Here is a 20,262-nt window from a genome sequence, read left to right on the forward strand (position 1 = left end):
GCACCGCTCGGGAACGTCCGCCGGCCGAACAAGCCAGTTCAACAGCACAGCCGCCGACGGACGGGAAGGAGCGCGAGGACCACGTCGATGCGTGGGAGCCGCGAACCGCCTTGGGGGACCCCGAGTTGTTGGAGAGGGAACTACATGTCCGAATGTGCCGATACCACTCGCGACAACACGCCTGAGACCCACCGCAAGGGTCAGGCACGGACGACGGCGGTCCTCGCCGGAGCCGCCCTGCTCGCCCCGCTGGGCGTGCTCGCGGCCACCGGCAACGCCGCGGCGGCCGACAGCGGAGTGTGGGACCGCATCGCCCAGTGCGAGAGCGGCGGCAACTGGCACATCAACACCGGCAACGGCTACTACGGAGGACTCCAGTTCTCCGCCGGCACCTGGCGCGCCTACGGCGGCTCGGCCTACGCGGCCACCGCCGACCAGGCCTCCCGGTCCGCGCAGATCACCGTGGCCACCAAGGTCCAGCACGCCCAGGGCTGGGGCGCCTGGCCGGTCTGTTCGGTACGGGCCGGGGCGAGCGGCAGCGCACCCGGGACCTCCTCCGGCACGGTCACCGAGAAGTCCACGAAGACGAAGTCCGACAAGTCCGTGAAGACGACGAAGAAGTCGTCCACCGAGTCGACGGCCGAGTCGACCAAGAAAGCGGCCCCTTCGAAGCCCGCGGCGAAGACGCCGGACCGCGGCACGAACAACGCCTCGCGCGGCACGTCCCGCGGCGACTACACCGTCCGCGAGGGCGACACCCTCAGCGGCATCGCGGCCGAACACGGCACCACCTGGCGGAAGATCTACGCCGCCAACAAGGCCGTCATCGGCGGCGACCCCGATCTGATCATGCCGGGCCAGCAGCTCGACCTCTGAGCCGAACCGCTCCCGCGCCGCCCCCGCCAGGTCCTCCGACCGGGCGGGGGCGTGCCCATTACGTCAGTTCGGCCGCCTCGCCGCCGAACACGACCGCCCCGCGCCGCAGTTCGTACACGAGAACGGCCCGGCCGCGCAGCACCGGCGGCAGCCGCTGCTCGGCGACGACCACGCACGCGTCCAGCCCGCCCAGCAGTTCGTACGTGCGGTCCGCGACCGCCGGTGACATGCCCTGCGCCGGCTCGTCGACGAGCACCACGCGCGCGCGTGCCAGCAGTGCGCGGGACAGGGCCAGCATGCGCTGCTCGCCCCCGGAGAGGGTGCCGGCCCGGCGGGGGAGCAGCGGGCCCAGCTGCGGGTACGCGTCGAGGGCCACGGAGTGGTCCCGCGCCGCGAGTTCGAGGTTCTCGCGGACTGTGAGGGACCCGAACACGGCCCGCCGCTCCGGCACCAGACACAGTCCCCGGCGAGCCCGTTCGTAGGCGGGCGTACGGGTCACATCGGCGCCGTCCCACACCACCGCGCCGCCCGACAGCGCGACCGTACCGGCGAGGGCACGCAGCACGGTCGTACGGCCGGAGCCGTTGCGGCCGAGCAGGACGGTGAGCCCGTGGGCCGGGGCGGCGAGGGTGACGCCGTGCAGGGCTTCGAGGGGGCCGTAGCGCACGCGCGCGTGGCGCAGGGAGATGGTCATGCGGGGCTCTCCCAGGCGCTGGGCGTGTCGAGGACGTGGTCCGGCGGCCCGGAGGCGACGATGCGGCCCGCCGCCATCACATGGACCACGTCGGCGAGGTCGGCGACCAGATCGAGGTCGTGCTCCACGACGAGCAGCGCGGTGCCCTCGGCGGCCAGCGCCCTCAACACCAGGGTCAGCGCGGCCACTTCGGCGGTGTCGAGCCCGGCGGCGGGCTCGTCGAGCAGCAGCACGTGCGGGCTGCCCGCGAACGCCCTCGCGAGTTCGACCCGGCGCAGTGCCCCGGTGGACAGCCCGGCGGCGGGCAGCGACCGAAGCTCCCCGCCGAGCCCGAAGAGCCGCAACGCCCGCTCCACGGCACCCGGTTCTTCGACGCGCCCCTGCTCGGCCCCCACCCGCACGTTCTCGGCGACGGTCAACGAGGGGAAGACGGCGAGCTGTTGAAAGGTCCGGGCGACCCCGAGCCGCGTCCGGGCGTGCGCGGGCAGCCGAGTGATGTCCCGTCCACTGAGCCGAACCCGCCCGCGCACGGGCCGCAGGGTCCCGGCCAGACAGTGGAACAGGGTACTTTTTCCAGCCCCGTTGGGCCCTACGACGGCGGTCACCTGCCCCGCCCGCACGACGAGATCGACGCCGTTGAGGACGGCGAAGCCGCCGTAACCGGCGTGCAGGGTGTGGGCGGTGAGGACGGGTGAGGCGGGCGTCCACCCGGAGTGGGCCTCCGCTGGGTGCGCAACACCCCTGCGGGTGGGCGCCGTTGGCCCGGCTCCGCTCCTGCGCGCGACCGCCTTCGAGCCAGCCTCGCTCCTGCGCGCGGCCGCCGTTGAGTCGGTCTCGCTTCCGCGGGTGCGTGCTGTTGGGTTGGCTCCGTCCTTGCGGGCGGTTTCCGTTGCGCCGGTCTCGCCCCTGCCGGCGGCCGCCGTTGGAGCGGTCCCGCCCCCGCGAGCAGCCGCCGTTGAGCCCGCCTCACCCCGCTGCCCGAACCCAGCGGCGCGCCCTCGTGGGTCCCGGGCGCCGTCGGACACCCGCCCGCCACCGAGCTCCACGCGGCGCGCGACACCCGCGTGCACAGCAGCAGTTGACCCCGTCCGCACCGACCCGCCCACCACCCGCAACCTCCGCCGCACCCGCACCCCCAACGGCGTGAGCCGCGCCCGCCGTTGGGGCCGCAGTCGCTCGACTCCCGCCCGCAGCGCCTCGTACGGGCCCCCGGAAAACCGCCCCACGCACACCGCCAGCACCCCGATCAGTGCCGCCGCCACTCCGCCGCGCGCGCCCGCGTCCAGGCCCACCAGCAGGGCCGCGGCCGTCAGTGCGCCCAGGGCGCTGTCGGCGCCCAGGACGACCACCGCGGCGAACCACAACAACCCCCGGACGGGGTCGTAGGCCGAAGGGTCGAAGGCGCGCAGGCCCATGCCGAGCATGCCGCCGCCGAGGGCGGCCAGCGCGGCGCCCGCGACGAAGGCCAGGAGTTTCAGGGACGGGACCTGGACGCCCGCCGCCGACGCGCCCGCCTCGTGGTCGCGCATCGCGGCGAGGGCGCGGCCCGTGCGGCCCCGGCGCAGGGCGTGGGTCGCCAGCAACGCGCATGTCAGGAGGGCGAGTTCGAGGGTGTAGTAGGCGCGGTCGCCGTCGAAGCCGGACGGGCGGTCCAGTGACAGGCCCGACGTGGCGTACGGCTGGGCGAAGACGAAGCGGCTGACCCCGACGCCGACCGCGAAGGTCGCGAGGGCCAGGGACAGGCCGTGGCGGCCGATCGCCGGCCAGCCGGTGAGGAGGCCGAGGGGAGCGACCAGGAGGACGGCGACCGCGAGCGCGGCCAGTTCAGGGAGGCGGGGCAGGCCCGGGAAGCGGCCCGCCGCCAGCAGCGCGGTGAACAGGGCGCCGAGGCCCGCGTACGCCGCCTGCCCCAGCGAGAGCTGGCCGCCGCGCCCGGTGACCACCACCAGGGACAGCAACACCACGCCCAGCGCCGGGACTTGGACCGAGGTGTGCAGGTCCGAGCCCGCGAAGCCGAGGGGGAGCAGGAACAGCACCGCCGCCACGATCCAGGCGCCGGGAGGCGTCACGACGCGCGCGGAAGCCGTACGGGGGAGGGCGTCCCTCGCACCGACACCCGGCAGCACCAGCGCCGCGACCAACAGCGCGACCACGAACAGGTTCGCGCCCACCGCCTGCACCAACTGCCCACCCCAGCCGGACAGATGGACCCTCGTCAACTGGCTCTGCCCGACCCCGATCCCCAACGCCACCAGCACGGCGACCGGCAGACTCCGCATCCGCGCGGCCACCGCGACCGCCACCACCTCCATGACGAGCAGGGGCAGGCCGTACGGGTCCAGGCGCACGTAGGGGGCGAGGAGCACGCCCGTCAGGCCCGCCGTGAAGGACCCGAACGCCCAGCCCGCCGCCGCGACCCGGTCCGCGTCCACCCCGGCCAGCAGCGCGAGCTGCCGGTCGTCCACTACGGCCCGCAGCTCCCGCCCGAACCGCGTCCAGCGAATGACCGCCCCGACGCCCGCCGCGAGCACGAGCACCACCGCCAACTGCCCCCAGGGATCGGCCGACACCAGCTCCGGCGCGTCGTCCCGCGCCCCCTGCCCCCACACCAGCGCCGCTCCGCCGACCAGCAGCACGAACACCCCGATCGACGCGACCAGGCTCTGCGCCGGATCGCCGCCGAGGACCGACAGCGGCCGGAAGACGAACCGTTCCAGCGCGACCCCGATACCCGGCGCGAGGAACAGCAGCGTCACCGCCGCGCCCAGCCACAGCGGCCAGCCCCACCCCACCACGCACTGCCGCAGCGCGTACGCGCAGACCATCGCGACCGCGCCGTGCGCGAAGTTGAGGACGCCGGTCGCCCGGTACGTCACGATCAGGCCGATCCCGGTGAGCGCGGCGGCGCTGCCGACGGAGAGACCGGCGAGGGTGAGGTCGTAGGTCAGGGAGGACATCAGTCGTCGGCTTCGGCGGGCTCGCAGATCGGGCAGGGGCTCAACTCGCCGTTCGCCACCAGCTTCGAGTCCACCGGCACCGCCTCCGCCTTCCCGGCGACCAACGGGCAGTCCGCGCGGTGCCACAACGTGCCCCCGGGCACCATCAACAGGTCTCCGCTGACCGCCAGGGGCGCTGCGGAGGCCTCCGCCGACTCCTCGGCGTCGTCGGGTTCGGAGGCCACGAGAAGGGCGTACAGCTCCTCCACGCGCGCGGTGGCGAGGGCGCCGCGGCCGTGGGTGAGCAGGATCGCGGCGGCGACGATCAGCGCGGCGCCGGGGATCGTGCAGGAGGCCAGGTAGGGGAGCTGGCGCTCCGCGTAGCGCTCGCCGGAGACGCCGTACCAGCCGAGCACGCACAGCACCGCACCCGCGGCGAGCACGGCCCAGCCGGCCCACAGGACGGGACGCGCGGTCCGCGGTCGGGCTGTGCGCATTTACGGCTCCCACATGTCAGGTGTCTGTCCATGCCGGGCAATGGCTTGCACTATGCCTTCTGACACCCGACCTGAAAACACCGGGCGCGCACGGCCCGGACCGACACCCGGCGGTGAGCCAGATGGTTCTCGGGAGCGACCTCAGGCGAACGAACACAACGCGCGTGCGGGGCACGGTAGTTACGGCCGCCGCCCTCGTCCTCGTGCTCGGCCCGGCCCTGGCGGCGTGCAGCGACGACAGCGGGGGAGGCAGCAGCAGTACACCGCTGCCGACCCCGTCCGTGGAACGGACCACGAGCGCACCGGCGACCGCGCCCGCCGACCCGGCCGCCGCCACGGCCCAGATCAAGGCCAACTGGAAGAAGTTCTTCGACCCGGCCGGCTCCACCCAGGACAAACAGGCCGTCCTGGAGAACGGCGACAAGATGGGCCCGGTCCTGAAGGCCTTCAACGGCGACAAACGCGGCGGGCAGGTCCAGGCCGAGGTCACCAAGGTCGTGTTCACCAAGGCGGACAAGGCGACCGTGACCTACACGCTGACCCTCAACGGCGCCACCGCCCTGCCGGACGCCTCCGGGACCTCCGTCGAACAGGGCGGCACCTGGAAGGTGTCCGTCAACACCCTGTGCGCGCTGGTGGCGTTGAGCGGCGATGCCTCGTCGTCGCCCGGGTCGGGCTGCTGAGGCCGCTGCCGCGGTGCTGCTGCTCCTCCTCGGGGGCACGGCCTGCGGCAGCCGTCTCCCGGAGAGCGACTTCGAGCACGGCGACAGCCGTACGCCCGCGCCGAGCACCGGCACACCGATCCGGGTCGGCATCATCACCAGCGCCACCAGCCCGGTCGGCGGCGACACCTTCACCGGCCCCCGCGACGGCGCCCAGGCGTACTTCGACCGCGTCAACGCGCGCGGGGGCATCGCCGGGCGCCGGGTCGAGGTGCGACTGTGCGACGACGGCGGCAGCGGGGTCGGCGACAACGAGTGCGTGCGCCAACTGATCGACGAGGACAAGGTGGTCGCCCTGGTCGCCACCACCGCCCTCGACTACGCGGGCGCCTCCCGCGTCTCCCACGCGCGCGTGCCCGACATCGGCGGCCAGCCCATCGGCGCCGCCTACGACACCTGGCCGCACCTGTACGGCATCTACGGCAGCCTCGCGCCCCGCACGGGCACCCCGGGCTGGGACGGCAAGCTGTACGGCGGCACGGAGGTCTACCGCTACTTCAAGCGCGAGCGGGGCGCCCGTACCGCCGCCGTCGTGTCGTACAACCAGGCGGCGTCCGCCGCCTACGCCCGGCTCGTCGAGCAGGGGCTGAAGGCCGAGGGCTACAAGGTCGTGCCCGAGCAGGTCGACTTCGCGCTGCCCAACTTCCGCGCGGCCGCGGCCGATCTGAAGCAGCAGGGCGCCGACCTCGTCTTCGACGCCCTCGACACGCACGGGAATTCCCAGTTGTGTGCGGCGATGGACCAGGTCGGCGCGAATGTCGTCGCCAAGGTGACGAACGTACAGAATTGGACATCCACTGTCCCGGAGGACTACAAAAACTCCCCGCGCTGTCGTAACGCCCTGTGGGCGACCGGGTCCAGCCGGGACTTCGACGACGTGTCGCAGCCGGCCGTACGGGAGTTCCGGGACGCCACCAAGAGGCTGAAGACGCATTCCCAGTGGCAGTTGGAGGGCTGGGCGGCGGCGATGTGGTTCACGGACGCGGCGAAGGCGTGCGCGAAGACGAAAACGGGCGTCACGCGCGCGTGCGTCGACGGATTCATGAACCGGAGCGAGAACTACACCGCAGACGGCCTGCTGGTTCCCGTCGCATTCGAGCGGCTCGCGGAACCGCCGAGGACGCGCACGACCTGTCTGTCGGTCGCGCGGTGGCAGGACGGGAGGGGGTGGGTCCCGCAGGGGGACATGAACAGCACCTGTTTCGAGGTGCCCCAACTGCCGTACCGCCCTTGATCACTGCCCTACGGCCCTTGCCACAGACTGTGACCATGTTGGAGACCTCGGCACGACTCCTGCGGCTGCTCTCGCTGCTCCAGGCCCACCGCGAGTGGTCCGGCGCCGACCTGGCCGACCGGCTCGGGGTCACCCCGCGCACCGTGCGCAGGGACGTCGACCGGCTGCGCGAGCTGGGCTACCCCGTCAACGCGAGCCCCGGCACGGGCGGCGGCTATCAGCTGGGCGCGGGCGCCGAGTTGCCGCCGCTGCTGCTGGACGACGACGAGGCGGTGGCCGTGGCGGTCGGTCTGCGCACCGCCGCAGGGCAGGGCATCGAGGGCATCGGCGAGACCTCCGTACGCGCCCTCACCAAGCTGGAGCAGGTCCTGCCGAACCGGCTGCGCCGCCGGGTGGGCGCCCTGAACGCGTTCACCGTGCCGATGCTGCGCAACACCCTGCCGTCCGCCGTCGACCCCGCCGTGCTGACCGAGCTGGCCGCCCTGTGCCGGGACGCCGAGCGGCTGCGCTTCGACTACGAGAGCCATGACGGCGCCCCCACCCGCCGTACCGTCGAACCGCACCGCCTGGTGTGCACCGAGCGCCGCTGGTACCTGGTCGCCTGGGACCTGGACCGGGAGGACTGGCGCACCTTCCGCGTGGACCGCGTCATGCCCAGACCGCCGCACGGGCCGCGCTTCACCCCGCGCGAACCACCGGCCGAGGACCTCGCCGCGTACGTCTCGAAAGGGGTCTCCACGCGCGCGTACGCCTCGCAGGCCGTCGTCCGGCTGCTCGTGCCCCTGGAGCGGGCCGCCGAGCGGATCTCACCGTCCGCCGGGACGCTGGAGGCGGACGGGCCGGACGCCTGCCTGCTGCGGACCGGGGCGCCGAACCTCGATGTGATGGTGATCCATGTGGTGATGATGGGCTTCGAGTTCGAGGTCCTGGAACCGGCCGAGCTGACCGGGGCGATCAGGACGGCGCGGGACCGGCTGTCCCGTGCGCTGGACCGGGACGGCCGGGTGCCGCACGAAGATTCTGTGCCGGAACGGTGAAACTCTTATGCGGCGTCAGCTCCCGCCGTACGGCACGGAATCCGAATGGAATGGGGCACCCGGACGGTTCTCCCGGAACTTTCCGCCGGGCTATTCGACGGGCCGGACCGACAGGCGGGAATTACGTTCGAATGCCCGCGTAAGGCGTACGGAACCGCTCATACGTGTGAGGTAGGCAGAACAAAACACACGTCCTGATCCTGTGACAGAAGTGTGACCGGAGCGGGTCATGAAGAGCGGGAGAGCGGCTAGCGTGGCGGGCATGGCACCCATTCCGACTCCACCGGCTGAGCCCCAGGACAACCCCAACACCTACGTCGGCCTCGACGCGCCCGAGGCCGAGCGGCTCGCGCGGGAACAGGGGTGGTCGACCGTCCGGTCGCTGCCGCCAGGGGCGATCATCACGATGGAGTACCGCGCGGGTCGGCTCAACTTCGAGGTGAAGGACGGCACGGTGGCGCGCGCCTGGAAAGGCTGAACGCGCACGTCACGAAGGCCCCGGTTCCGCAGGAGGAACCGGGGCCTTCGTCATGCGGGGATGGGTTGTGCGTACCGGCCCCGCGGCTCGGTGGGTCAGGCGCCCGCCGCCGGACGGGCCGTCGCCGAGGTGGTGCCACGTGCCACCCGCTCCGGATGCGGCGGGCGGCGGCTGCCGATCGGGGTGACCGGGGTGCGCTCCGACCGGGTCGTGTGCGGGCTCGGCGCCAGATGGGCGGGAGGCCGCGCCGCACGGCTCGCGGTGACCGTCTCGCGGGCCGCCGGGACCTCGTCGCCCGAGGCGGAGGTGCGCGGCTTGAGCAGCACGGGCGCGGTGACCGGCGACGTCGGCACCGGGGCCGGCGCCGTACCGCCGCGGCGGGCGCGCCAGCGGTCGCGGTAGTCGAAGATGCGGGTCTCGGCCAGCGCGATCAGCGGCTCGCACCACGGGAGGGCGAGCAGCACCAGCAGACCGGCGGCCCAGCCGAGCAGGACGTCGCTCAGCCAGTGCGTACCGAGGTAGACCGTGGCGAGACCGACGCCGAGCGAGGTCACGGCGGACGCGGCGGACAACCAGCGGCGGGCCCTCGGTGTCGAGGCCAGATACGCCAGAATCCCCCAGGTCACGACCGCGTTGGCGGTGTGGCCGCTGGGAAATATATCGCCGCCGAGGCCCATCTCGTTCGAGCCGATGACGGTCGCGTAGTGCGGGCCGAGGCGGCCCATCCCGAGCTTGGCGGCGCCGACCGTGATGTTCAGCAGCAGCAGCAGGGTGCCCAGGGTCAGCAGCGGGCGCAGCGTGTGCTGCCGCCAGGAGCGCCAGCCCAGCCAGGCCGCGACCATCACCGCGGTGGGGCCGCGCTGGCCCAGCACCACGTAGTAGTCGACGAACCAGTGGATGCCGGCCCATTGCTGGTACGGCCGGAAGAACATGACCTGCCAGTCGAACCGGACCAGCCAGGAGGTGGTCACGACAAGCCACACGATCGCCAGATAGAAGGCCAGGGTCGCCGCGAACAGCACGACCCTGTGCCGGCTCATCTTCGGCACATCGATGTTGGCCGGCCGTTCCGGTTCCCGGTCCAGCCTCGCGAACACCCGGTCCAGACGGGTGAGGTTTCGTTCGGTACGCACTCAATCGACGTTACAGCGAGTGAGTGTGGATGCCCGTCGAATCAGCGGCTTTGTGATGACGATGTGATGTGGGAAAGCTCTCAGGGACAGGTTTATTTCCGAGGATTCCGCAATCCCTGATGCCTCCGTCCTTCAATTCCTTTGATCATGCCGGGTCCGAGTTTTATGGCACTTATGAATTAGTTCACCAAACGCTGGGGTGGAATTAGCCGGGTGCTCACCGGCCCCCGGAGTGGATCATGGTGGACCGGTGCCGTTCAGCCAGAACGCCCCGTACACGGCCGACGCCACCGCGACACCGCCCACCACCCATGCTGACCTGGACGTACGCAGCCGCGCCAGGGCGAGCGCGAGAGGGAACAACAGGGGGAATGCGGGCATCAACAGGCGCGGTTTCGAGCCGAAGTAGCTCGACGCGCACAGCGCGAGCGCGGTGACGACTCCGGTGAACACCAGGAGCGGCAGCGGCTGCCCCTGTCGGACCCCCACGACGTACAGCCAGACGACCAGCCCGACACCGACGATCAGCCCGACCCCGGCCAGGGCGGACGGGAACGAGGTGAACTTCTCGCCGACGAAACGGGCGAAGGCGGCGCCGCCGTCGAAACCGTTGCGCCAGCCCGCCTGCACGTCGAGATAGCCCAGCGGACCCTTGCCGGTGCGATGGCCCACCCACAGGACGTACCCGGCGGCGCCCAGGGGCGCGAGCACCAGACCGAGGGCGCACCGCCAGTTCCACGCGCCGGGCGCGAGCGCCGTGCTGCGGTCCCGCACGAAAGAAGTGACCGAAGGGATCACGGATGAGGTCACGCCTGCCGCCCACACCGCGGCGACCACGGCGAGCCCCACGGGCCGGGTCAGCCCCGCCAGCAGCGCCAGCGTGCCCGCCGTCAGCCAGCGGCCGGTCAACGCGCCGTACAGCGACCAGGCGGCGAGCGCCGTGAACAGCGACTCGCTGTACGCCATCGACTGCACGATCCCCACGGGGAGCACGGCCCACAGCAGCACGGCGCACACGCCCACCCTGCGGCCGTAGACATGCTCCGCGACCGCGAAGATCCCCCAGGCCGCCGCGAGCGACGCGAGCAGGCTCACCACCAGACCGCCGTCCGCGTACGACAGCGGGGAGACCGCGTGCATGAACCTTTCCAGCCAGGGCAGGAGCGGGAAGAAGGCGAGGTTCGAGTGGACGTCGCCGTTCGGGAGCCGCACCTCGTAGCCGTAACCGAGGTCGGCGACCCGCGTGTACCAGAGGGCGTCCCACCGCGCGGTCAGCAAGGTGTGGGCGCTCTTGCCGCGCGCCGCGCTCCACACCGCGAGCACCACCAGGCCCAGGGTGCGGACGGCGGCGTACCCGAGGAGGGCCGGGGCCGCCCGGCGCAGGGGTGCTTCAAGATCGGTCACGGGCTCGATTATCGACGGGGTGCGGAACCGGCAGGCCCGCCGGGGCGTGGTCCACAGGAGGGGGAGTGGTGTACGCCACACGTGTTGTCCGGAGAGTGTGAGAGGTCCGCCACGTGGCATTGGCGTGAACTCGCGTACTCTGACGGCTCACTCGCCTTCGTTGCGCGGGCCGGAGACACCGCTCCTCTCCGGCCGCAGTCACGGGGAGTCCCCACCCCGTGAGCCCGCCGAACGCGAGGGAACATCTGGGAGGTAGTACATGTCCGGGACGACCACGGCCGCCGCAGCGCTGCGCCGTCGGGCGGCCGGGGCCGGTGCCAACCGCTGGGTCGTCCTCGTCGTCCTCTGCGTGAGCCTGCTCCTCGTCGCGCTCGACGCCACCGTGCTCCATGTCGCGGTGCCCGCCGTCACCGAGGACCTCAAACCCGGCGCGATAGAGCTGCTCTGGATCGTCGACGTCTATCCGCTGGTCTGCGCCTCGCTCCTCATCCTCTTCGGCACGCTCGGCGACCGCGTCGGCCGCAGACGCATCCTGCTCCTCGGCTACGGCCTCTTCGGCATCGCCTCCGGCCTGGCCGCCTGCGCCCACTCCGCCCAGGTCCTGATCCTCGCGCGGGCGCTGCTCGGCGTCGGCGGCGCGATGATCATGCCCGCCACGCTGTCGATCCTCCGCCAGGTCTTCCCCGACCGGCGCGAGCGCGCGGTGGCGATCGGCGTGTGGAGCGCGGTGGCCGCGGTGGGCGCGGCGGTGGGACCCCTGCTCGGCGGATTCCTCCTCGAACACTTCTGGTGGGGCTCGGTCTTCCTGGTCAACATCCCCTTGATGCTGATCAGCCTGCCGATCGGTCGCCTCCTGCTCCCCGAGTCCCACGGCGACCGCAACGGCCCGTGGGACGTCGTCGGCGCGCTGATGGCCGCGGGCGGCCTCTTCGGAGTCGTGCTCGGCGTCAAGCGACTCGGCGGCGGAGAGCCCGTGGACAGCGCGTGGACGGTGGCCCCGCTGCTCGTGGGCGCGGTGCTGATGGTTCTCTTCGTACGACGGCAACGGCGCCGAACGCATCCGCTGGTGGACCTGGGCATGTTCCGCAGGCCGGCGTTCAGCACGTCCGTCGGCTGCATCGTGCTGGCGATGCTGGCCCTGGTGGGCCTCGAACTGATCGCGGCCCAGTACCTGCAACTGGTGCTGGGGTTGTCCCCCCTCCAGACGGGTCTACGACTCCTGCCGCTGACGTTCGCGGCGATGGCGGCCGGGCTGTTCGGGGCGCGGATGCTCCGGCGTTTCGGCCCGCGCCGGATGGTGTGCTTCGGCTTCTGCCTGACCGCGTTCTCGGTACTGACGCTCACCGCGATGGGCGGCCGGGACAACACCGGACTGCTGCTCTTCGGGTTCCTGCTGCTCGGGTTCGGCCTGGAGATGACGCTCTTCGGGGCGTACGAGTCGATGCTGAGCGAGGCTCCACCGGCCCAGGCGGGCGGCGCGGCGGCGATCGGCGAGACCTCCTACCAACTCGGCGCGGGGATCGGCATCGCGCTCCTCGGCAGCGTCATGAACGCGGCGTACGCGCCCGGGCTGCGGTCCGTGCCCGGGGTGCCGACCTCGGCGTCGGCATCGGCGAGCCATTCACTGGGCGAGGCGTACGACGTCGCGTCGCGTCTCGGTGGGGTTCGTGGTGCCGCCCTGCGTGACGCGGCACGGCACGCCTTCGTGCACGGGCTGCACGTCACGCTCCTCGTCAGCGCGGGCTTGCTGCTGCTGGGCGCGGTGATGGCGTTGCGCCTGCCCCGAGTCATGCAATGCGAGGCACCTTTGGCCAAGGTGCCCGCCCCACGCGAAGTCACACAGCCCCGCGTCTCCGCCTGAAAAACCTTCTCCCACCCACGCACCGCCCGTTTACGGACCTTGAAGAGGTGACCGTCTCCTGTGGGGGTGCCACGCCGTTGGCGGCTGCGGGCCGGGGGTGGGGAGGGGGAGCGAGCCGATGGCGGAGGTGGTGGTCATAGCCGCAGTCGCCGACGGCGCTCCGCCCCCGCGGCAGACGTTAACCCCTCGGACGCCCGTAAACGGGTGGGCGGGTGGGAGAAGGTCTGGGGTGTGGTGGACGTGCTCGACTCGTCGTCGTAACGTCGACCCCGTTGTCGTAACTAGCGGTGATAGTTTTTAGGTGCCGGAGGCTGTGTCATGAGCTCGTCCTCGAAGTTGCCCCCCTTCGACCCCGCCGACCCCCTCGGCATCGACGACCTGCTCGACCCCGAGGACCTCGCGATCCGCGACACCGTTCGCGCGTGGGCCGCCGACAAGGTGCTGCCGTACGTCGCCGAGTGGTACGAGCAGGGGGAGTTGCCCGGGATCCGGGAGCTCGCGCGGGAGTTGGGCGGGATCGGGGCGCTCGGGATGTCGCTCGACGGGTACGGGTGCGCCGGTGCCTCCGCGGTCCAATACGGGCTCGCCTGCCTGGAGTTGGAGGCCGCCGACTCGGGAATTCGGTCGCTGGTGTCCGTGCAGGGGTCCCTCGCCATGTACGCCATTCACCGCTTCGGCAGCGAGGAGCAGAAGCAGACCTGGCTGCCGCGCATGGCCTCCGGTGAGGTCATCGGCTGCTTCGGGCTGACCGAGCCCGACCACGGCTCCGACCCGGGCGCCATGCGGACGTACGCCAAGCGCGACGCGGGCGGCGACTGGATCCTCGACGGGCGGAAGATGTGGATCACCAACGGGTCCGTGGCCGGTGTCGCCGTCGTGTGGGCGCAGACCGACGACGGCATCCGGGGGTTTGTCGTACCCACCGACGTCCCCGGCTTCTCCGCGCCCGAGATCAAGCACAAGTGGTCACTGCGCGCGTCCGTCACCAGTGAACTCGTCCTCGACGACGTGCGGTTGCCGGCCGATGCCGTGCTGCCGGAGGTCGTCGGGCTGAAGGGGCCGCTGAGCTGTCTGTCGCACGCTCGTTACGGAATCGTGTGGGGTGCGATGGGCGCGGCGCGCGCTTCCTTCGAGTCCGCCGTCGAATACGCGAAGACGCGGGAGCAGTTCGGGCGGCCCATCGGCGGCTTCCAGCTCACCCAGGCCAAGCTCGCCGACATGGCGGTCGAACTGCACAAGGGGATTCTGCTCGCCCATCACCTGGGGCGGCGCATGGACGCCGGGCGCCTGCGTCCCGAGCAGGTCAGCTTCGGCAAGTTGAACAACGTACGGGAGGCCATCGAGATCTGCCGTACGGCACGGACGATCCTCGGTGCCAACGGGATCTCGCTGGAGTACCCGGTGATGCGGCACGCGACGAACCTGGAGTCGGTGCTCACCTACGAGGGCACCGTCGAGATGCACCAGCTCGTGCTGGGCAAGGCGCTCACCGGACTCGACGCCTTCCGGTAGACCGGTAGACCGGCGGCCCGAGGGGCAACCCTGCGGGAGGCAGGGCCGGTAAGCGGCCCTGCCTCAGCTCTGGTTGAAGAAACCGTCCTCGCGGCGCGCGACCGGGTCGCCGCTGACGATCTCCGTGTTGGCGGGGGTCAGCAGGAAGACACGGGTCGCGACCCGCTCGATCGTGCCGCGCAGGCCGAAGGTGAGGCCGGCCGCGAAGTCGACCACGCGCTTGGCGTCGGTCGCCTCCATCGCCGTGAGGTTCACGATCACCGGGACACCTTCCCGGAACAGCTCACCGATGGCGCGGGCGTCCCGGAAGCTGTCCGGGGTGACCGTGCCGATGCGCCGGCCCTTCACCTCGGCGACGTCCGAGGCCACCTTCACTCGCGGGTCCGTCACCCAGGCATCCCCGGGCTGCTCGGTCCCTTCGGAGTAGTCGTCGTCGTAGTAGCGCTCGTCATCGTTGTCGTCAACGAGCCCAAGCCAGGCACTCGCCTTGCGTACCGATCCCATGGACGCCTCCTCTCACAGCGGTCTTTATTGCTATCCGCATCCCTATGGTCATCCATGATGCGGATCGCGCGCCAAGTGGATAGACGCCGCGCGGGGGGTTTGTGACGCTACTGGTGCACAGCCAATACGTCGAGGGCCCCCGTGTATCAAGGGTGTTGCCGCATGCGGCTGCTGACTGAGAGTGAAATATGATTCTTCACGGCGTCCGGGTGATGGCTGGTGCGTACGGGTGAACGGAGTGGTCGATGCGATGCGACCGCTCAACGCCCACCGGGTGTCGTAGTGAACACCACGTCAGATGTCGTACACGCCACGGGGGATCGTCGTGTTCGGAATGGTCAGACCTTGCAGTCATCGGCTCGGGGAGAGCCTCAAGGCCCAGTGGATGGCGCACTTGTGCGGGTTGTGCCTCGCGCTGCGCGGTGACCACGGGCAGCTCGCGCGGGTGGTCACGAACTACGACGGGCTGCTGCTCTCGGTCCTGACGGAGGCTCAGGCCGAGCGCGAGCGCGAGGGCGGTGGCTGGCGGCGTACGGCCGGGCCCTGCCCGTTGCGCGGGATGCGGACCGCGTCCGTCGCCCAGGGCGAGGGGGCGCGCCTCGCGGCGGCCGTCTCGCTGGTGCTCGCCTCCGCCAAGGTGCGTGACCATGTCGCCGACGGGGACGGGCTGCTGGCCCGCAAGCCCGTGGCGCTGGCCGCGCGGCGGGTCGCCGGGAGCTGGGGGCGGGCCGGGGCGCGGACCGGCGCGAGTGTCGGGTTCGACGCCGGTGTCCTCGTCGAGGCCGTGGAGCGGCAGTTCGGCATCGAGGCCCTCGCCGGGCCCGGCACCCCGATCCTGACCGTCACCGAACCGACCGAGACCGCCACCGCGGCCGCCTTCGCGCACACCGCGCTCCTGGCCGGACGGCCCGGCAACGCCGTACCGCTCGCCGAGGCCGGGCGCCTCTTCGGCCGGCTCGCGCATCTCCTGGACGCCGTGGAGGACCGGGAGTCCGACGCGGCGACGGGCGCCTGGAACCCCCTCACCGCGACCGGCACCCCACTCGCAGAGGCCCGCCGCCTGGCCGACGACGCGCTGCACGGGATACGCCTCGCGCTGCGGGAGACGTCCTTCACGGACGGCAAGTTGGCGCATCTGCTCCTCGCGCACGAGCTCAGCCGCTCGGTCGACCGGGCCTTCGGCACGAAGTCTTGTGGACATGGACCCGAGGCCGCCTTCGGGCCGCCGCAGACCCCCTACCTGCCGGGCGATCCGCGCCACGACGGCAATCCCTACGGCGGGAATCCGCACGGCGGCAACCCCTTCGGCGGTGAGCCCCCGCGGCCCGACAAGCGCGGCTTCTGGGCCGGGTGCGCCGCCGCGCTCGGGCTGTGCTGCACCTGCAAGGTGTGCTGCGCCGACGAGTTCGAGGGGCCGTGGTCACGGCGGCGGCGCGAGGGGTGCTGCTCCAGCTGCGACTGCTCGTGCTGTGACGCCTGTGAATGCTGCGAGTGCTGTGAATGTCTCTCGTGCTGTGACTGCTGAGCGTGACGGTGACGGGCAGTCACCATCGTTGTATACAACCGTCTCGCGGGGTATTGCCGACCTGCGAGGCCGGGAGGCCGGTGTTTCGGCGCGGTAAAACAAAAACATGATCCGGTGACCGGTGTGCGGTGAGGGTCGTTGGGCGGGAGCAGAACCATTTCTGCCTCAGGTTCGACTCTTGATCAACTCGCCACCCACTTAAGGCACTTCAGTGGACGTCACAACAAAAGCGACCACCAGCATCCGCGCCAGGCTGCTGAGGATTCTGGTCCTCGCCCTCGCGGTCCTGCTCGCGCTGCTCGGTATCGCGGCCACCGAGCAGATCTCCGCCTATCGCAACGCCTCCGCGACAGCCGACAACGCCCGTCTGGAGATCACCCTCCAGGGACTCGTGCACGAACTCCAGAAGGAGCGCGGGCTCACCACCGGATACGTCGGCGGCGTACGGCAGTTCAGCGCCAAACTGCCCGCGCAGCGCAAGGCGACCGACGCCGCGCGCGAGCAGCTGGACGTGGCCCTGAAAGGGCGCGAGGACTCGGCCGCCGGTTCCGTGCGCGAGTCCCTCGGGCGGCTCGACGGCCTGGCCGGGATCCGCAAGGACGCCGACGACGGCACCGGCGTGGTGAAGGACACCTTCGACTACTTCACCACCACCATCACCGTCCTCGACCGGCTCGACCTCGGCCTCGGAGACGTCCACGACGGCACCCTGCGCGACGCCTACCAGGCGCTCCAAGTCCTCGGCAACGCGAAGGAGTTCACCGGCGAGGAGCGGGCCATCGTGCTCGGCTCGGTACGCGCCGGGAAGTTCCGCGGCGACGACTACGGCCGGTTCATGGAGATCCGCGCCGGACGCCTCGCCGCCCTCGACGCCTTCCCCCGGTCGGCCACCGCCGTGCAGGAACGGCGCCTGAACACCGCCCTGACCACGCCCGACGCCGAACGCACGCTGGCGTACGAGAGCAAGGCGGTGCACGGCACCGGGAAGCTGAAGTCGAGCGCGATTCCGCCCATGGCCTGGTGGGACTCGATGACCTCCACCATCAACGGGATGCGGAGCGTGCAGATCTCCCTCGGCGCCGATGTCGAGAACCGGGCCGCGCAGCTGGAGAGTTCGGCCCAGCGCGACCTGCTGCTGTTCCTGCTGCTCGCCCTCGGCACGGTCGCCGCGCTCGCCGCGCTGGCCCTCGACTGCGTACGGTCCGTCTCCTCGCCGCTGGTCGAACTCGCCCAACAGGCACGGGAGATGGCAGGGACCCGGCTGCCGCAGGCCGTGGCCGCCGTACAGGACGGCTCGTCCGGGGCGGCGCCGCAGCCGCCCGCAAGGCTCGTCGTCACCGACCGGGCCGGGGCCGAAGTCCGGGAGGTGGCCGAGGCGTTCGACCGGGTGCAGCGGTCCGCGTTCGATCTCGCCACCGAGCAGGCCGTGTTGCGGCGCAACGCCACCGACTCCCTGGTGAGCCTGGGCCGTCGCAACCAGAACCTGGTGCGCCGTCAGATCAGCTTCATCAACAAGCTGGAGCACGAGGACGCCGACCCCGCGACCCTCGCCAACCTCTTCGAACTCGACCACCTGGCCACCCGTATGCGCCGCAACGCCGAAAGCCTCCTCGTGCTCGCCGGAGAGTCCAGCCCGCGCCCCTGGTCGACCCCGCTGGCCGTCAACGACGTGCTGCGCGCGGCGCTTTCGGAGGTCGAGGAGTACCGCCGGGTCACCCTGCGCCGGATCGAGCCCGCGTTCGTCACCGGCTCCGTCGTCGTCGAAATCGCCCATCTGCTGGCCGAGTTGGTGGAGAACGCGCTGAGCTTCTCGCCGCCGGACTCCGACGTGGAGATCGAGGGACGGCGCACCAGCGCCGGCTATCTGGTCGCGATCGTCGACCACGGCTTCGGCATGGACAACCAGGCCATCGCCGAGGCCAACGTACGGCTCTCCGGCACCGCCAGCTTCATGGCCGAACCCACCCGGTTCCTGGGCCACTTCGTGGTCGGCGCGCTGGCCCGCAAGTGCGGTATCGAGGTGCGGCTCGGCGAGGCACCGGCGGCCGGTGTGGTCGCGCGGGTGCTGATCCCCGCCGCGCTGCTGACGGAGAAGGCGGCCGAGGCGAAGCCCTCGGTCCCGGCACCGAGGAAGGCGGAGACGGACATGGAGCCGGACACGAGGATGGGCACGAAGGTGGACGGCCCGAAGCCCGAACCGGCGGTCGCCCCGGTTGCCGCCAAGGGCGGTTCGTCCGCCGCTCGCACCCGCAACGGCCTGGTCAAGCGGCCCCAGCGGAGCGGTATCGCGGCCGCGGTGAGCGAGACCGACCGCACCGACCGGACGACCCCCACCGCACCGCCGAACCCGGAGCGGACCCCCGAACAGGTCTCCGGGATGCTCTCCACCCTGCGCAGCGCCCATATGCGGGGCGGGATCAGCGTCGAGAAGGAGAAGCAGCAGAACGCCGAGACGAACGAGGGTGCCGCCAAGTGACCGCCGTCGACATCCAGCACGACTCGCAGACCTTCAACTGGCTGCTCGCCAACTTCGTCAAGAGCACCGACGGCGTACGGGACGCGGTCGCCGTCTCCTCCGACGGGCTGCTGATCGCCGTGTCGGACGGGCTCGGGCGCACCGAGGCCGACCATCTCGCCGCGATCGTCTCGGGGTTGAGCAGCCTGGCCCGCAGCGCGTCCAAGCGGTACAGCTTCGACGGGGTCAAACTCATCATGATCGAGATGGGCCGGGGTTTCCTGCTCGTCTCGGCGATCCGGGACGGCAGCTGTCTCGGTGTCCTCGCCGACAGCAGCGGTGAACTGGGCCTCGTCGGCTACGAGATGGCGGTGCTCGCGGAGCGGGCGGGTGATCTGCTCACCCCGACGCTCATCGCCGATCTACGGCAGGCGTTGCCACGGTGAACGGTGAACAGTCCAGGGACGTAGAACCTGACGAGGACGCGACGTTCGTCCGGCCGTTCATCATCACCGGCGGCCGGTCCGAGCCCCTCCAGGCCGATCTGCGCCTGGAGACGCTGGTCGTCGCCGTCGGCGTGCCGGATCCGTCGCTCGCTTTCGAGCGGCGCCACATCGTCGCGGTGTGCGAGCGGCCGACGACCGTCGCCGAGGTGGCACACCGGGTCGGGGTGCCGCTCGGAGTGGCGAAGGTGCTGATCTCCGACCTCGTCGTCGCCGGGCAACTCGCCTGCCGGCAACCCGCGGAGCTGCCGCTCCCGATGCTCGAAAGGATCAGGGACCATGTCCGGGCGCTCTGACAAGATCGTGCCGCTGGCCGTGAAGATCGTGGTCAGCGGCGGCCTCGGGGTCGGCAAGACCACGTTCATCGGGGCCATTTCGGAGATCGAACCCCTCGACACCGAGGCGGCGATGACCCAAGTCTCCGTGGGCGTCGACTCGTTGGTGGGGGTCGAGGCGAAGACCACCACGACCGTCGCCCTCGACTTCGGGCGGATCACGCTCGATCCGACGATGACGCTGTATCTGTTCGGGACGCCCGGACAGGACCGGTTCTCGTTCCTCTGGGACGACCTGGTGGAGGGCGCGCTCGGCACGGTGGTCCTCATGGACACCCGGCGGATCGAGGACTGCTTCCCGGCGGTCGACTACTTCGAGTCGCAGGGCGCGCCGTTCGTCCTCGCCGTGAACCGCTTCGACGGCGCCGACCGGTTCGACGTGGAGGAGGTCCGGGAAGCGCTCGGGCTGAGCCCGGACGTACCCGTGCTGGAGTGCGACGCGCGGAACCGCGACTCCGTACGCGATGTGCTCGGCGCGCTGATGGACCGGGTGATCGGGGTCCGGGCGACACCGCGACGGCGTACGGCCGCGCTGACCCGGTAGGCGGGGTGGAGG

18 protein-coding genes are annotated in these 20,262 nt (G+C 71.4%); 12 read left to right on the forward strand and 6 right to left on the reverse strand.

What is annotated here, in order from left to right:
- Nucleotides 1-144: 144 nt before the first annotated feature.
- Nucleotides 145-876 carry a transglycosylase family protein gene (locus tag ACWIHT_RS43205; protein ID WP_456174108.1) on the forward strand — a complete coding sequence of 244 codons (732 nt, stop codon included), beginning with the start codon at nt 145-147 and terminating at the stop codon, nt 874-876.
- Between the two features lie 58 nt (nt 877-934).
- Here the strand turns inward: ACWIHT_RS43205 and ACWIHT_RS43210 are convergent, their stop codons facing one another.
- From ACWIHT_RS43210 to ACWIHT_RS43220, 3 genes are read right to left on the reverse strand one after another with little or no spacing between them, the layout of a single operon-like run.
- Entirely contained in the window at nt 935-1,570 is a 636-nt protein-coding gene (locus ACWIHT_RS43210; protein ID WP_456174109.1) for an ATP-binding cassette domain-containing protein, read from the reverse strand.
- Nucleotides 1,567-4,527, reverse strand: a complete 2,961-nt coding sequence (locus ACWIHT_RS43215) for an ABC transporter permease subunit (RefSeq protein WP_456174110.1) — start codon at nt 4,525-4,527, stop codon at nt 1,567-1,569. The genes ACWIHT_RS43210 and ACWIHT_RS43215 overlap by 4 nt, the downstream gene beginning before the upstream one ends.
- Nucleotides 4,527-5,003 (reverse strand): hypothetical protein, encoded by a 477-nt coding sequence (locus ACWIHT_RS43220; RefSeq protein ID WP_456174111.1) that lies wholly within the window; start codon nt 5,001-5,003, stop codon nt 4,527-4,529. Before ACWIHT_RS43220 ends, ACWIHT_RS43215 begins: the two co-directional genes overlap by 1 nt.
- A gap of 122 nt (nt 5,004-5,125) precedes the next feature.
- Here ACWIHT_RS43220 and ACWIHT_RS43225 point away from each other — a divergent pair, with 122 nt between their 5' ends.
- The 4 genes from ACWIHT_RS43225 (at nt 5,126) to ACWIHT_RS43240 (ending at nt 8,474) form a co-directional block, all read left to right on the forward strand.
- Complete coding sequence (locus tag ACWIHT_RS43225) at nt 5,126-5,686, forward strand: hypothetical protein (RefSeq protein ID WP_456174112.1); 561 nt, start codon at nt 5,126-5,128, stop codon at nt 5,684-5,686.
- Nucleotides 5,655-6,959: an ABC transporter substrate-binding protein gene (locus tag ACWIHT_RS43230; RefSeq protein WP_456174113.1), complete on the forward strand. Its 1,305-nt coding sequence runs from the start codon at nt 5,655-5,657 to the stop codon at nt 6,957-6,959. Before ACWIHT_RS43225 ends, ACWIHT_RS43230 begins: the two co-directional genes overlap by 32 nt.
- A gap of 35 nt (nt 6,960-6,994) precedes the next feature.
- Nucleotides 6,995-7,996, forward strand: coding sequence for a helix-turn-helix transcriptional regulator (locus ACWIHT_RS43235; RefSeq protein ID WP_456174114.1), 1,002 nt, complete (start codon nt 6,995-6,997; stop codon nt 7,994-7,996).
- A gap of 262 nt (nt 7,997-8,258) precedes the next feature.
- Entirely contained in the window at nt 8,259-8,474 is a 216-nt protein-coding gene (locus ACWIHT_RS43240) for an I78 family peptidase inhibitor (RefSeq protein ID WP_456174115.1), read from the forward strand.
- Nucleotides 8,475-8,569: 95 nt separating this feature from the next.
- Here ACWIHT_RS43240 and ACWIHT_RS43245 read toward each other — a convergent pair whose 3' ends face one another.
- Both ACWIHT_RS43245 and ACWIHT_RS43250 read right to left on the reverse strand, forming a co-directional pair.
- On the reverse strand, nt 8,570-9,607 hold the full coding sequence (locus ACWIHT_RS43245; RefSeq protein WP_456174116.1) for a phosphatase PAP2 family protein: 1,038 nt from the start codon (nt 9,605-9,607) through the stop codon (nt 8,570-8,572).
- A gap of 237 nt (nt 9,608-9,844) precedes the next feature.
- Entirely contained in the window at nt 9,845-11,011 is a 1,167-nt protein-coding gene (locus ACWIHT_RS43250; protein WP_456174117.1) for a hypothetical protein, read from the reverse strand.
- Between the two features lie 259 nt (nt 11,012-11,270).
- On the opposite strand from ACWIHT_RS43250, the gene ACWIHT_RS43255 reads away from it, so the two are divergent.
- Both ACWIHT_RS43255 and ACWIHT_RS43260 read left to right on the forward strand, forming a co-directional pair.
- Nucleotides 11,271-12,872: an MFS transporter gene (locus tag ACWIHT_RS43255; protein ID WP_456174118.1), complete on the forward strand. Its 1,602-nt coding sequence runs from the start codon at nt 11,271-11,273 to the stop codon at nt 12,870-12,872.
- Between the two features lie 318 nt (nt 12,873-13,190).
- Nucleotides 13,191-14,384, forward strand: coding sequence for an acyl-CoA dehydrogenase family protein (locus ACWIHT_RS43260; protein ID WP_456174119.1), 1,194 nt, complete (start codon nt 13,191-13,193; stop codon nt 14,382-14,384).
- A 63-nt stretch (nt 14,385-14,447) separates the two neighbouring features.
- Here the strand turns inward: ACWIHT_RS43260 and ACWIHT_RS43265 are convergent, their stop codons facing one another.
- Complete coding sequence (locus ACWIHT_RS43265; RefSeq protein WP_403653827.1) at nt 14,448-14,888, reverse strand: cell division protein SepF; 441 nt, start codon at nt 14,886-14,888, stop codon at nt 14,448-14,450.
- A gap of 325 nt (nt 14,889-15,213) precedes the next feature.
- Here ACWIHT_RS43265 and ACWIHT_RS43270 point away from each other — a divergent pair, with 325 nt between their 5' ends.
- From ACWIHT_RS43270 to ACWIHT_RS43290, 5 genes are all read left to right on the forward strand, one after another.
- On the forward strand, nt 15,214-16,413 hold the full coding sequence (locus tag ACWIHT_RS43270; RefSeq protein ID WP_456174147.1) for a DUF5685 family protein: 1,200 nt from the start codon (nt 15,214-15,216) through the stop codon (nt 16,411-16,413).
- Between the two features lie 211 nt (nt 16,414-16,624).
- Nucleotides 16,625-18,889 (forward strand): sensor histidine kinase, encoded by a 2,265-nt coding sequence (locus ACWIHT_RS43275; protein ID WP_456174120.1) that lies wholly within the window; start codon nt 16,625-16,627, stop codon nt 18,887-18,889.
- Nucleotides 18,886-19,314 carry a roadblock/LC7 domain-containing protein gene (locus ACWIHT_RS43280; protein WP_200715773.1) on the forward strand — a complete coding sequence of 143 codons (429 nt, stop codon included), beginning with the start codon at nt 18,886-18,888 and terminating at the stop codon, nt 19,312-19,314. The genes ACWIHT_RS43275 and ACWIHT_RS43280 overlap by 4 nt, the downstream gene beginning before the upstream one ends.
- A complete protein-coding gene (locus ACWIHT_RS43285) occupies nt 19,311-19,667 on the forward strand; it encodes a DUF742 domain-containing protein (protein WP_019074894.1) in 357 nt (118 codons plus the stop codon). Before ACWIHT_RS43280 ends, ACWIHT_RS43285 begins: the two co-directional genes overlap by 4 nt.
- A complete protein-coding gene (locus ACWIHT_RS43290) occupies nt 19,651-20,250 on the forward strand; it encodes a GTP-binding protein (protein ID WP_456174121.1) in 600 nt (199 codons plus the stop codon). The genes ACWIHT_RS43285 and ACWIHT_RS43290 overlap by 17 nt, the downstream gene beginning before the upstream one ends.
- Nucleotides 20,251-20,262 lie beyond the last annotated feature (12 nt).

It is taken from the genome of Streptomyces sp. NPDC002276 (assembly GCF_053891435.1).

What these genes read in the sequence shown, in the direction of transcription:
- ACWIHT_RS43205 (WP_456174108.1), top strand. Translation starts at nt 145, where the DNA reads ATGTCCGAATGTGCCGATACCACTCGCGACAACACGCCTGAGACCCAC.
- ACWIHT_RS43210 (WP_456174109.1), bottom strand. Translation starts at nt 1,570, where the DNA reads ATGACCATCTCCCTGCGCCACGCGCGCGTGCGCTACGGCCCCCTCGAA.
- ACWIHT_RS43215 (WP_456174110.1), bottom strand. Translation starts at nt 4,527, where the DNA reads ATGTCCTCCCTGACCTACGACCTCACCCTCGCCGGTCTCTCCGTCGGC.
- ACWIHT_RS43220 (WP_456174111.1), bottom strand. Translation starts at nt 5,003, where the DNA reads ATGCGCACAGCCCGACCGCGGACCGCGCGTCCCGTCCTGTGGGCCGGC.
- ACWIHT_RS43225 (WP_456174112.1), top strand. Translation starts at nt 5,126, where the DNA reads ATGGTTCTCGGGAGCGACCTCAGGCGAACGAACACAACGCGCGTGCGG.
- ACWIHT_RS43230 (WP_456174113.1), top strand. Translation starts at nt 5,655, where the DNA reads ATGCCTCGTCGTCGCCCGGGTCGGGCTGCTGAGGCCGCTGCCGCGGTG.
- ACWIHT_RS43235 (WP_456174114.1), top strand. Translation starts at nt 6,995, where the DNA reads ATGTTGGAGACCTCGGCACGACTCCTGCGGCTGCTCTCGCTGCTCCAG.
- ACWIHT_RS43240 (WP_456174115.1), top strand. Translation starts at nt 8,259, where the DNA reads ATGGCACCCATTCCGACTCCACCGGCTGAGCCCCAGGACAACCCCAAC.
- ACWIHT_RS43255 (WP_456174118.1), top strand. Translation starts at nt 11,271, where the DNA reads ATGTCCGGGACGACCACGGCCGCCGCAGCGCTGCGCCGTCGGGCGGCC.
- ACWIHT_RS43260 (WP_456174119.1), top strand. Translation starts at nt 13,191, where the DNA reads ATGAGCTCGTCCTCGAAGTTGCCCCCCTTCGACCCCGCCGACCCCCTC.
- ACWIHT_RS43265 (WP_403653827.1), bottom strand. Translation starts at nt 14,888, where the DNA reads ATGGGATCGGTACGCAAGGCGAGTGCCTGGCTTGGGCTCGTTGACGAC.
- ACWIHT_RS43290 (WP_456174121.1), top strand. Translation starts at nt 19,651, where the DNA reads ATGTCCGGGCGCTCTGACAAGATCGTGCCGCTGGCCGTGAAGATCGTG.